This window comes from Flavobacterium sp. GT3P67, from assembly GCF_004349155.1.
Taxonomy (GTDB): domain Bacteria; phylum Bacteroidota; class Bacteroidia; order Flavobacteriales; family Flavobacteriaceae; genus Flavobacterium; species Flavobacterium ranwuense.
In genome coordinates, this window is record NZ_SMLF01000003.1 from 284,137 (window position 1) to 296,767 (window position 12,631).

At 36.3% G+C, this 12,631-nt stretch carries 7 protein-coding genes; 1 reads left to right on the forward strand and 6 read right to left on the reverse strand.

The genetic code is table 11. The features are described 5' to 3' along the window. Window positions 1–35: 35 nt before the first annotated feature. From E0H99_RS07615 to E0H99_RS07630, 4 genes are all read right to left on the reverse strand, one after another. Complete coding sequence (locus tag E0H99_RS07615; RefSeq protein ID WP_131993304.1) at window positions 36–1,940, reverse strand: SusD/RagB family nutrient-binding outer membrane lipoprotein; 1,905 nt, start codon at window positions 1,938–1,940, stop codon at window positions 36–38. A 20-nt stretch (window positions 1,941–1,960) separates the two neighbouring features. After that, on the reverse strand, window positions 1,961–5,077 hold the full coding sequence (locus E0H99_RS07620; protein ID WP_240723457.1) for a SusC/RagA family TonB-linked outer membrane protein: 3,117 nt from the start codon (window positions 5,075–5,077) through the stop codon (window positions 1,961–1,963). A gap of 606 nt (window positions 5,078–5,683) precedes the next feature. Then, window positions 5,684–6,694: a LacI family DNA-binding transcriptional regulator gene (locus E0H99_RS07625; protein ID WP_131993310.1), complete on the reverse strand. Its 1,011-nt coding sequence runs from the start codon at window positions 6,692–6,694 to the stop codon at window positions 5,684–5,686. 413 nt (window positions 6,695–7,107) lie between these two features. Continuing rightward, window positions 7,108–8,115, reverse strand: coding sequence for a 3-oxoacyl-ACP synthase III family protein (locus E0H99_RS07630; RefSeq protein ID WP_131993313.1), 1,008 nt, complete (start codon window positions 8,113–8,115; stop codon window positions 7,108–7,110). Window positions 8,116–8,411: 296 nt separating this feature from the next. Between E0H99_RS07630 and E0H99_RS07635 the strand changes: the two genes are divergently transcribed. Continuing rightward, window positions 8,412–10,823, forward strand: coding sequence for a prolyl oligopeptidase family serine peptidase (locus tag E0H99_RS07635; protein ID WP_131993316.1), 2,412 nt, complete (start codon window positions 8,412–8,414; stop codon window positions 10,821–10,823). Window positions 10,824–10,884: 61 nt separating this feature from the next. Here E0H99_RS07635 and E0H99_RS07640 read toward each other — a convergent pair whose 3' ends face one another. Further along, on the reverse strand, window positions 10,885–11,832 hold the full coding sequence (locus tag E0H99_RS07640) for an ABC transporter ATP-binding protein (protein ID WP_131993319.1): 948 nt from the start codon (window positions 11,830–11,832) through the stop codon (window positions 10,885–10,887). Window positions 11,833–11,935: 103 nt separating this feature from the next. Next, complete coding sequence (locus E0H99_RS07645) at window positions 11,936–12,631, reverse strand: OmpA family protein (RefSeq protein ID WP_131993322.1); 696 nt, start codon at window positions 12,629–12,631, stop codon at window positions 11,936–11,938.

Genomic DNA, 12,631 nt, shown 5'->3' on the forward strand with positions numbered 1-12,631 from the left:
TACCCAACTCGGTTTAAACATTTTAATATAAATGATTAGTGTTTAGCCCACCAAAGCGGAGTAAATACACCATCAGCACCACCTAAAAACCCTACCGCTTGCTCATATCCTTTTGGGTTTGAATTTCTTAAACCTGAAGTATATCTCAATCGTTGCGGAAAGAAACCAACCTGATTGCTCATAAAATTAGCGCTTGTTAAAGCAGGTAAATTAACTAAAGGCTGTTCTACTGCCGGGTTCTCAAAGAAAGGCAAACCTAATCTTCTATGATCATTCCATCCTTCCAATGGCAACCAAGGAGTTTGCGCAATGAATTTTTGGGTTATGATTTTTGTCAGTAAATCATTTTTCACTGCACCATTTTTATACAAATCATTTTTAGGATATAAAATCGTAGCCACCCCAGGTACGTTCGTATAACCGTCTACATAAGCCATAGCATGGCTAGCAGCTGGTTCCGCAGTATGCCTCCAACTTACAGAAGTACCTGCTCTATTATACTCTTCAGAAGTCAAATAAGCATTTAAATGAGAAGAAACTCCCCAATAGGCAAAATTCGCTTTGACACCCTCTTCATAAGCCGCTTTACCGCTCATTGGAACTGTCCAACCTTTAACAGCTGCTTCAGCTAATAAAAAGTATGTTTCCCATGAAGCAAAAAAGATACGTTGGCTCTTAGATGCTCTAAATGCTTGAGACAAACCTGGCATAGTACCATTAAAAGATCTTACTTCATTTGTACTCGCCATAGCACCCCAATTACCCACAGCAAAAGCATTCCAGGTATTTGTTGCATCAATTGTTTTGACCACCCCACCACTTGTATTTTTTAAATTTCTCGATGTAGTCTTTGCGCTATTATCCCATGAAGGGTATGTAGAAAAATTAGGATTATTAAAGTCCCCTGGAATACTAAATGTTTTATAAGCACGAGGATCTATCATATTTGGCAAGCCATCCAGCCAATAACCCGCTGCTGGTTCGTTCGTTTTCATTGTAAAATGATTCGCAAATTTCAATCCTATATAATCTGCCGGTTTAACACTGGCATGAAAAGAGGTAGCCAACTGATCCGTTGATTTCACTCCACCCAAACCGATGTAAAGATTATTTAATGTTACAGAAATGATCTGTGCATTCCATTCACGACTCATCACCCCAGTCAAATCATCCCAACCTGGTTTTTCTTGTACTTGAAAATTATCTGAGGCATCTGTCAATAAATTACCGCTTGCAGCAGCTTCAAATTCAGATTTGGCTTTAGCCGGATCTACTTCAGACAAACGCATTGCCAAACGAAGACGCATCGAATTAGCATACTTTCTCCACTTTACGTAATTGTATTGAAAAGCAGGGTCTTCTTTCTTTAAAATATCAGGATTCACAACTGCAACATCTAATTTCTCAGAAGCATCTTTTAGTTCTGCCAACAAGAAATAGTAAACGCTTTTTAAATCCACAAATTCAGGATTTTTACCCTGAAATGCTTCAATGGCTATGGGTCCAAAGTTATCGGCAAGTTCACTCATCAAATAAGCTCTCCAAATACGCGCTACTTGTTTTAGATTAGAGGAATAAGGCTTTACAAGTCCTTTGGCTTCTTGTTCGTCAGCAACTTGAATGGCGGTATTTATGGAGTTTAACCAACCCGCAGAGCTATTGTAATAAGCACTTGACCATCCATCATTATCAGTACCTCCCGATATACCGGTACTTAACATTTGATGTCCTGCCGTTTTCCAATAAAGCACAAAAGATCTTTCGGCCACATCCGGATTCATTTGCGCTCCAATTATAGAGCTATTTATGAAATATTCCACTTGCACCTGGTCTGCATTTGCAGCAATAGGATTTGTGTTAATTTCGTCGAAATTGTCACAAGACCCTAGCATTGTCATCATTGCCAGAGCTAAACTTGATTTTTTTACTATATTTTTCATGATATAAATTTTATAATTGATTAAAAGCTCAATGCAAGGTTTATCAAAAAGGTACGAGTCGTTGGCGCTGCACCGTTTTCAAAACCTACCGCATTAGTACCCGTCGCAAATACCGATTCTGGATCAAGCCCATTCATGTGACTTTTAATCATCCAAACGTTATTGCAGGAAACTCCAATTTTTGCTTTTTGTATCGCTGTTTTAGCTAGGAATTTAGCAGGAAAATCATAATTAAATTGAACGTTTCTAAGACGAATGTTGCTTGCATCATATATATTTGCCTCGGTAATCCCTAAGTTTCCGGAACCGGCTACTCTGCTCCAATACAATTGAGGGCTAACTGCTTTTGTGTTTTGTACATAACCTGTACCGTTCACGACAACTCCATCTGCCACAATATCATCTCTTAATCCATTTACAACTGTTTGAGAAGCCGTCCCGCTTTGTTGCATGTCGGCTAGAGTTCCTGAGAACATTTTACCGCCAAATCTCGCATCAATCAAGAATGCCAAAGAGAATCCTTTATAGGCAAAGGTGTTGGTAAACCCAAGCATGGCCTTCGCTTGTTGATTCCCTAAACTTTCTGCTGGGCCAGTAACTGCTTGTGGCAATCCGTCGGCACCGATTACTAATTGTCCGAATGAAGGACTCGTTGCATCAGTAACTCTTAAAAATTTACTACCGTAGATTTCTCCATAAGATTTACCAACCTCGGCTAAAACTTGAATGTTATCAAACCCTCCTAAACCGTAGCGTGTTACTCCTTCTGAAAGTTCTAAAATCTTGCTTTGGTTGGTAGAGAAATTCGCGGAAACATTCCACAATAATGAATTTGGATTAGTCAATATTTTCCCATCAACTACTAATTCTACTCCTTTGTTTTGAATGTTACCTGCATTAATTTTCTTTGAGCTATACCCACTTAATGGATCCATCGGAAGGTTTATCAACTGATTGGTCGCATTGGATTTGTATACCGACACATCAATACCAAATCTACTGTTAAAGAAACGCAACTCAGCTCCAAACTCAGTTGATTTAATCAACTCGCTTACTACATTTTCATCATACAAAACGCGCCCTCTTGTAGCGGTCGTATTTCCATTTGGATCCTTCCCTATTCCATAAACATTTTCCAATTGATACGGATCAAGGTCATTACCTACTGACGCGTAACTGGCTCTTAATTTACCATAGCTAAACCAATTCGGCAAATCTGTATTCATCGCTGCAAACATATCTGTAAACACATACGAGAGACTTAGTGACGGATAAAAGAAAGAACGGTTTTTCTTGCTCAGTGCAGAAGACCAGTCATTTCTAAAAGTGGCATCCAAGTACAAATAGCCATCATAACTAACCTGAGCCGATCCGAAAACAGAATTGATTGATTTTTTGCTAAATCCTTCACTAACACCTGGATTTCCTTCAGCATTATTTATTGCAAATAAATTAGGCACTACCAATTGACCTGCACTGGCACCTATCGAAGATGACTCACGATCCATCAAGTTACCACCAAGAGTAGCCATTCCTCCAAATTTCCCAAAAAGGTCATCCTTTTTGGCAATCAATAAAGCTTGGTAATTCGTTTCGGTAAAGGTGCTTTTTCCTATACTGTATCTACCTGTAGGAGTCATAGGACTACCACTGTATGTTCTTGCATTAGAATTATTGGTATACATATCAGCTCCTGCTTTAATTTCGGCATTCAACCAACTTGTAATATCATATTTTAACGAAGCATTCATCATAAAGCGATCTCTCACATCTTCATTTAGGTTATATTTATTAGCCCAATACGGATTGATTCCGCTTCCGCCACCAAACCAAATCATATTACCATTGGCATCAGCCCCTTCCTTAAATTGAGTAATATCAACTGATCTTGGAAAAAGGTTCAACAAATAAAAGGGATTGGTACCATTAGGCCCGCCTACAGTTCTATTGTTTGCTTTTGCATTGGTATATTGAAATTTAGTATCTGCAGTCCAACGATCACCCTCACCAAATTTAGTTACCGCTCTAGCCAATAAGTTGGTTCTGCCCAATTTAGCACCAGGAATCATACTAAGATCTTCCATACGGTTGACAGAGGTATAAATGGATGTTTTTTGAATGGATTGCTGAAACGAAACACTGTTATTTTTAGTAATACCACTTGCACTAAAATAATTGCCCACGTTATCATAAGCAGCCAAAGGCTCACTTATCCCATTCCAATTTACCAAATTTTGTCCTGCAATTTTAGGCCCCCAACTTGAATTAGAACGTGCATCGGAAACATTATCCAAACCTTGACCAAAATCATTTTGCTGTTTAGGTCTGGTAAAAATACTTTCAAACCCAACAGATGAAGTAAAAGTAATTCCCAATCCTTTTTGCTTTTTACCGGTTTTGGTAGTAATCAAAATCACTCCATTACCCGCTCTTGATCCATAAAGAGCTGCTGCCGAAGGTCCTTTTAATACCGAAAGGCTTTCAATATCTTCCGAATTTAAATCCGAAATACCATTCCCCATATCAATACTTGGATTCCAATAATCATTATTAGAGGCACCTGTGAAATTGTCCATAGGCACTCCATCCACAACAATAAGCGGCTGATTATCACCCGTTAAAGAGTTAAAACCTCTCAAAACCAGTTTTGAAGATCCCCCAGGACCGGCACTGGAACGCACCACTTGCAAACCCGCTACTTTTCCGGTAAGCGCATTAGCTAAATTGGGTTCTCTGGCTTCTACCAGACTACTTCCTTTTATTTCCTGAACAGCATAACCTAATGATTTTTTTTGCTTTTTAATCCCTAATGCTGTTACAACAACTTCCCCTAACTCTTGTGTATTTTCGGCTAACACAACAGTAATATTATTTTCACTTTCAGTAACATCTACTGATTTTGAAGTAAACCCGATAGATGATACTGTCAGTGTTACTTTACCTGAAGGAACCATGACCGCAAAGTTTCCTTCGGAATCTGTTATTGTACTGATGGTTTTCCCTTTTACCTTTACGGTAGCAGAAACAATACCCTTGTTTTCTGCATCTGCGACTACGCCTGTTATCGATCGGTTTTGTGCAACAGCGCCAAAGCAGCTGAGCATCACCAATCCTAACACTGCTAAAATTTGTTTCATAAGCATTTGTTTGTTTTTTGGTTTTGGTTTTGATTTAAAATATTAATAAAAAAATAAGAACTCAATTTCAATGTATGATCAAAAAAGCATCACACAATTTCTAATTAAAACAATTCACTAAATCGATTTAGTAAATTGATAAAAAAAACAGATTCTTCATTTTATAATTTTTTAAAATGATTAATCCTATTTTATATTATACAGATTCTCTAATTATCAGCTTTCCTTTTTCCAGCTATAAATCTTCGTCCATTAAGGACATCGATTCAGGAATTAATAAAAGCATTAATTTAGCAGCTGCTCATCCTAATATTATAAACTATTTCAGAGTCTAGGTCCAAAGCAAATTTTACTCTTTTAGAAATAATTCTATTTTACACATTCGACTGAAGAGTTAAATCTAATCGATAATTTTGTTAATTTTTTAGCTTTTACAAAGACCGAAAGATATAATGACTAAAACATACTTATTAATTCAATATTATCTTTGTTTAATTCTTAATTATCAATTAACAGCGGCTAGATTACCTAAATCGATTTAGTAAATTAATAAAAAAAACAGATTCTTCATTTTATAATTTTTAAAATGATTAATCCTATTTTATGTTATACAGATTCTCTAATAATCAGTTTTCCTTTTTCAAGTACTTTTTCTACCGCAAGATCATTTTCATTTGTCATTTGATCCATCAGTAATTGAACTGCTTTTACTGCAATACCGTCAATTGGTTGTTCAATAACTGAAATAGAGGGAGAATGCAATTTAAAACTATAATGGTCGTCATAACTAATGATCGAAATATCCTCAGGAATCCTTAAACCCATTCTCTTAAAAGCTTGTAATCCGGCTAATCCCATATAATTCGCTAAAAAGAGTACTGCATCTATACCCGGTTTCTTTTTGAAAAAGTCAATAATAGCGTCAATTTTACTTTCTTCATCACTGCGATAATCCAAATGAAGTGTAAGGGATTCATCATATAGACCCGCCTCTTTAATGGCATCAGAGTATCCTTTCTCTCGCAATTTCATCTGAATCATTTCTGAAGTAGTATTAACCACAGCAATATTTTTACATCCTTTTTTTATGAAAAATTCTGTTGCGACATAAGCTCCATTATAATTATCCATAACAACATGACTAACATTTTGATTTGGAAAATACCTGTCAATTAATACCACAGGTTTTTTTAAATTCATAAGATGATCAATACTTTTTTCTAATTTTTCGGTTGGAGTTATGATAAAACCATCCACATTTGCCTGAAGCAAACTTTGAATTAATTCAGCTGATCTTTCATTATCATCACCTGTACTACAATAAAAAACTCTATATCCTAACTTCTTAGCTTCATCCTCTATTACTCTGGCTAGATCAGAAAAGAACTGATTCGAAATATCTTCAACAATAAGCCCAATAGATCTGGTTTTTCCTGTTCGAAGACTGCTCGCAATCATATTAGGTTTGTAATGCAACTTCTCAGCTATATCTTGCACTTTTTTAATAACTGCCTTGCTGATTCCCATTTTCTCACCTTTCCCATTAAGGACAAAAGATACCGTAGAGATTGAAACTCCGGACTCTATAGCAATGTCTTTAATGGTGATTTTTTTCATCAGAAAACTAACTTTAAGAAAAATTTAATGTTTACTTGACAAATATATATAAAAATAATTACAAAATCGTTTTAGTAAATATTTTTTTAAATGAATCATTTTTTTTATGCTAATAAATAGATAAAACCACACAATTACAGGATCTAATCAAAGATATTCCTAATCATAAAAAAGTCCAAATTCGACAAAAATAGCATCAATAACGCCTAAAAAGGTTACATAACGCTCTAATTTAAAACAAATAATTCAAAGAAATTAGATTTAAAGTTTTAGTATTCCTTCAAAAGTAAATCCATTTAAGTATCCTTTTATTTCATTAAGAATTAGACAACAAAAACAAAACCCCGGAGTAATTCAACTCCAGGGTTTCTTATATAAAACGGTAGACAAATCGGCTGCCTAAACAAGTATAATTACCATTTAATAATAGCGCTTCCCCAAGTGAATCCACTACCAAATGCTGCTAATACAACAGTGTCTCCTGATTTTATTTTTCCTTTTTCCCATGCTTCGGTTAAAGCAATCGGAATAGAGGCTGCAGTTGTATTTCCGTATTTTTGAATATTATTATAGACCTGGTCATCCGTCAAATTGAATTTCTTTTGAATAAACTGAGAGATTCTCAAATTAGCCTGATGTGGTATCAACATATCAATATCCGAAACCTGCAAATTATTCGCTTGTAGTCCTTCATTAATTACCTCACTGAAACGAACCACGGCATTTTTAAATACAAATTGTCCATTCATATACGGGAAATAACTTTCGTCATCCGGATTATTGTCTGCCAAAATATCAGTTACCCAACGGCCTCCCATTCCTGGAGCTTTTACAATTAATTCCTCCGCATGTTGCCCTTCGGAGTGTAAATGTGTGGATAAAATACCTTTGGTCAAATCTTCTTCTCTGCTCAAAACAGCCGCGCCTGCCCCATCTCCAAAAATTACCGAAACGCTACGTCCACGAGTGGTCATATCCAATCCTGTAGAATGTACCTCAGATCCAATAACCAATATGTTTTTATACATTCCGGTCTTGATATATTGATCCGCAACCGACAACGCGTAAATAAATCCGGAACATTGATTTCTTACATCTAATGCGCCAACGGTTCTTAAACCCAAATCTCGTTGTACTAAAACTCCTGGGCCAGGAAAATAATAATCCGGACTCAATGTGGCAAAAACCACAAAATCAATATCCTCTTTTGCAACTCCAGAACGTTCTATCGCAATTTTGGCAGCTTTCACGCCCATAGAAGTCGTTGTATCTTCCCCTCTTATGATGTGTCGTCTTTCCTGAATTCCTGTTCGCTCCTGAATCCATTCGTCATTGGTGTCAATGATTTTTGATAAATCGTCATTAGTGACTACGTTTTCGGGAACATAATAACCCAATCCTGCTATTTTTGAATGATACATATTAATGTTATTTTATTAAAATAAAGTTGCAAATTTAAACATACTTAAAAATATGAGTCCACAAATTACTCTTTTTTTGGCAACTTATCATTTATATCTGTTTTTTAGGAGCTTTTTCCAGCTATCCGCTACAATCTTCTCTTGTATCGTTAAAAAACGATACAAGAAAAGGATTTTCACTTTTATCTGGGCTAGGCATAAACGTTAAAAAGAAATATTTGCTTCCAAATGTAACAACATTGAATTATTTTAGACCAATAATTCAGAATACTAAATAATTTAAAATCATTCAAACTATGAAATTAAAGATTCCGTTTTTCCTGTTTCTGGGCTTGAGTTTAACCACTTTTGCCCAAGAAAATTTAACCTATCAAAAACCTTCCAAATCGATCGCTGATTTGGCTGATTATGAAAGAGCACCTTCAGTATCAATGGATACCAAAAAAGAATACATGCTACTTACGTATAGAAATACGTATAAATCACTGGACGATTTAAACCAAGACGAATTGCGTTTAGGAGGATTGAGAATTAATCCAATCACTAATATTTCGAGTACTGTTACGTACATTAACAATCTTAAATTACGTAAAATAAAAGAAAAAGAGGAGGTACAGGTTGCAGGTTTACCAACAAATCCTCGTGTCAGTAATATCTCTTGGTCACCAAATGATACAAAAATCTTGTTTTCACATACTACTGCTTCTGGGGTTGAACTTTGGTTTATCGATGTAGCTTCGGCAAAAGCCACCAGATTAACAGAGGCTACTGTAAACGCTAATCTTGGTAATCCATTCAGTTGGATGAATGATAACGAGACTATTTTGGTGAAAATGTTGCCAAAAAACAGAGCAGCACTTCTGGATGCCAAAAAAGATTTACCAACCGGCCCAATAATTTCGAATGCCGATGGTGCTAAATCTCAAAACAGAACCTATCCGGACATGTTGAAAAACAAGAATGATGAAATCAATTTTGAGAACATTATCACGTCTGAATTGTATAAAATAAACCTGAACGGAACGGCAACTTTATTCAAAAATGCAGGTATGTATGCCGGAGAAAGTTTCTCTCCTGATGGAAATTATATCATGCTGACTACCATTCAAAAACCATTTTCATACATCGTTCCGTTGAACCGTTTTCCGTCAAAATCAGTAGTGTACGACAAAGCTGGAAACGAAGTAAAAGTTGTGAATGAAGTACCGCTAACCGAAATTATTCCTAAAGGCTTCATGGCGGTTCGTAAAGGAAAAAGAAACATGAGCTGGAGAGCGGACAAACCGGCAACATTAGTTTACGCTGAAGCTTTAGACGCTGGAGACCCGGCAAATAAAGTGGAATTCAGAGACGAAGTTTTTCTTTGGAACGCACCATTTGACGCAGCAGCCACTCCATTGGTAAAAACGCCGCAACGCTACAGCCGAATGATTTGGGGGAATGAAAACGTTGCCGTTGTTTCAGATGAATGGTATGACACGCGTAATACCAAAACCTATTTAATCAATCCATCAAATCCAAGTCAGGCTCCAAAAGTAATTTTCGACAGAAACTCTCAAGATGTTTATTCGGATCCAGGGAATTTTGAAACCAGAAAAAACCAATACAACAGATATGTTTTGGCTATCGAAAATGACAATGCATTTCTTATTGGGGACGGATTTACTAAAAACGGGCAATTTCCTTTTATTGCGGAGTATAATTTGAAAACATTACAATCAAATCGTCTGTATACCTCAGCTTACACGGATAAAAAAGAGGATTTATTGGAGATTGAAGACTTCAAGAAAGGAACTGTGTTAGTACAAATCCAGTCTAAAAATGAGTATCCAAATTATTACCTTAGAAACATCAAACAAAAAAACAAACTGACACCAATCACAGCATTCAAAAATCCTTTTGAAAGCATCAAAAACGTGAGCAAAGAAGTGATTAAATACAAACGTAAAGATGGTGTTGAATTATCTGGAACGTTATATTTACCGGTAGGGTATGATAAGGTAAAAAAAGAGAAAATGCCATTATTGATTTGGGCTTATCCAGCAGAATACAAAGACAAAAATTCAGCGGGGCAAAGCACACAAAACCCGAACGAATTTACATTTCCTAATTATGGATCCTTCGTATATTGGGTAACCAAAGGGTATGTAGTTCTTGATGATGCTGCTTTTCCTATAATAGGGGAAGGAAAAACGGAACCAAATGATAATTTCATGACGCAATTAGTAGACAATGCAGAAGCGGCGATTAATGCGGTAGATGCTTTGGGATACATCAACAGAAAAAAAGTAGCGGTTGGAGGACATTCATACGGCGCTTTTATGACGGCTAATTTATTGACCCATTCTAATCTTTTTGCATGTGGAATCGCCAGAAGTGGTGCGTACAACAGAACGTTAACTCCTTTTGGTTTCCAAAGTGAGCAACGCAACTACTGGGAAACTCCTGAGGTTTATAACACGATGTCGCCATTCATGAATGCTGACAAAATGAAAACACCAATGCTTTTAGTACACGGTGAAGCCGATAATAATCCGGGGACGTTCACCTTGCAAACCGAACGTTATTTTCAGGCTTTGAAAGGTTTAGGAGCTCCGGCAAGAATGGTGATCCTTCCAAAAGAAAGTCATGGTTATGCAGCCAAAGAGAATATTTTGCATTTGCTTTGGGAACAAGATCAGTTCTTAGAAAAATATTTGAAGAATTAATTCAAACTTCACATAAAAAACAAAACCCCGAAATCAATATGATTTCGGGGTTTTTCTATTCTTAAGATAACATCAAGTATACTTCCTGATTGAATTCTAATGGGGAATCATGTTCAAAGAAAATAGCTCTTCTTTCAAAAGCTGCTTTAACCAAATAATGGCTCCCTTTAAAATAACATTGTTTCACAACTGCTTTCATAATTGCGTTGTCCACCACTTTTAATTGATGCGGATACAACAAAAGTACTGCGTCTTCGTCATCCTCAAGAGCTATTAATTGAGACAATTTTAACTCATTTACTTCCCCAAAAAGAGATGCAATGTATTTATTAGCGGGGTTTTCATACAAGGTTTTTGAGTCTCCTTTTGCCACTACTTTTCCGTTTTGAACCACAATTGTTTCATCTGAGAAAGACAAAGCATCGGTACTGTCATGCGTGGCAATAATACAGGTAACGCCTTTGTCTTTTAAGTAGCGGAATAAATTGCGACGCAAAGAATTCTTTCTAAAAGAATCAATTTGGCTGAAAGGTTCGTCGAGCAAAATAATTTCCGGCTCCAAAGCCAAAACTCTTGCCAAGGCCACTCGTTGTTGCTGTCCACCACTTAGGAATTTCGCTTTTACTTTTGCGAAAGCAGTCATTTCTACCATTTCTAATAACTCTTGAACACGGGCTTTATTCTCATCAGGATACATATTCGACAAGAACTTGCCCACATTTTCTTCAACAGTTATGTAAGGCATCAAATCGAAATCCTGTGCTAAATATTTAATGTAATCTTCTCCTGGGACAAGATTGTATTTGGGACCCAAAATGGGTTTTTCATTATAGGTTATTTCTCCGTTATCCAAATCATATAATCCGTATATGAGTTTTAGCAAAGTACTTTTACCGCAACCACTTTCGCCAATAATAGCGGTGTTTTGACCTTTGGCAATAGTAAAACTAACATTTTCAATAACGGGAGTATCAATGTAAGTGAAGGAAATATCTTTTATCTCGAGCATCATCTGTATTTAAGAGTGCAAATTTACAATGTTTAATTCAAATTTAGGCACAAAAAAAGGCTGCTTCTTGACGAAACAGCCTTTGTTTATATAGTATTTTTGCTTAGTTTTTCACTTCCGCTTCGGCATCTTTAATCATTTTTTCATTTGCAGTAATAGCAAATTCAACACGACGGTTTTGAGTTCTGCCCTCAACTGTTTCGTTTGATGCTATTGGATCAGCAATTCCTAAACCAGTTACTTGAAATCTACTGGAAGATACTCCTTTGCTAGTTAAATAATTTCTAACTGACGCTGCTCTTTCTCCTGAAAGTTTTAAGTTATAATCAGCTGGACCAGTACTGTCTGTGTATCCATAAATAGTAATATTAGTATCTGGATATTCTGCAAAAACAGGAACCAATTTATCCAAATTTGCTTTAGCGCCAGCAGTCAAAGAAGATTTATTAGTATCAAAACGCACTGCATTTTCATTCAAAACTAATTTGATTCCTTCTCCTACACGAACTACTTCAGCTCCTGGAAGAACTGCATCTATTTCTCTTGCTTGTTTATCCATTTTGTTACCGATAACTCCACCGGCAACTCCACCAATAACACCACCTAATACAGCTCCCATTGCACCTTTACCACCTTTACCAAGATTGTTTCCTAAAACGCCTCCTAATACAGCTCCGGCAACAGCACCTATTCCGGCACCTCTTTGTGTTTTATTTGTGTTTTTTACAGCTTCACAACTGGTGAATATTGAACCTATAATCATTATTGTTGCCATTGCAACTATTGAAATCTTTTTCAT

What these genes read in the sequence shown, in the direction of transcription:
- E0H99_RS07645 (WP_131993322.1), bottom strand. Translation starts at nt 12,631, where the DNA reads ATGAAAAAGATTTCAATAGTTGCAATGGCAACAATAATGATTATAGGT.
- E0H99_RS07630 (WP_131993313.1), bottom strand. Translation starts at nt 8,115, where the DNA reads ATGTATCATTCAAAAATAGCAGGATTGGGTTATTATGTTCCCGAAAAC.
- E0H99_RS07640 (WP_131993319.1), bottom strand. Translation starts at nt 11,832, where the DNA reads ATGCTCGAGATAAAAGATATTTCCTTCACTTACATTGATACTCCCGTT.
- E0H99_RS07615 (WP_131993304.1), bottom strand. Translation starts at nt 1,940, where the DNA reads ATGAAAAATATAGTAAAAAAATCAAGTTTAGCTCTGGCAATGATGACA.
- E0H99_RS07635 (WP_131993316.1), top strand. Translation starts at nt 8,412, where the DNA reads ATGAAATTAAAGATTCCGTTTTTCCTGTTTCTGGGCTTGAGTTTAACC.
- E0H99_RS07620 (WP_240723457.1), bottom strand. Translation starts at nt 5,077, where the DNA reads ATGAAACAAATTTTAGCAGTGTTAGGATTGGTGATGCTCAGCTGCTTT.
- E0H99_RS07625 (WP_131993310.1), bottom strand. Translation starts at nt 6,694, where the DNA reads ATGAAAAAAATCACCATTAAAGACATTGCTATAGAGTCCGGAGTTTCA.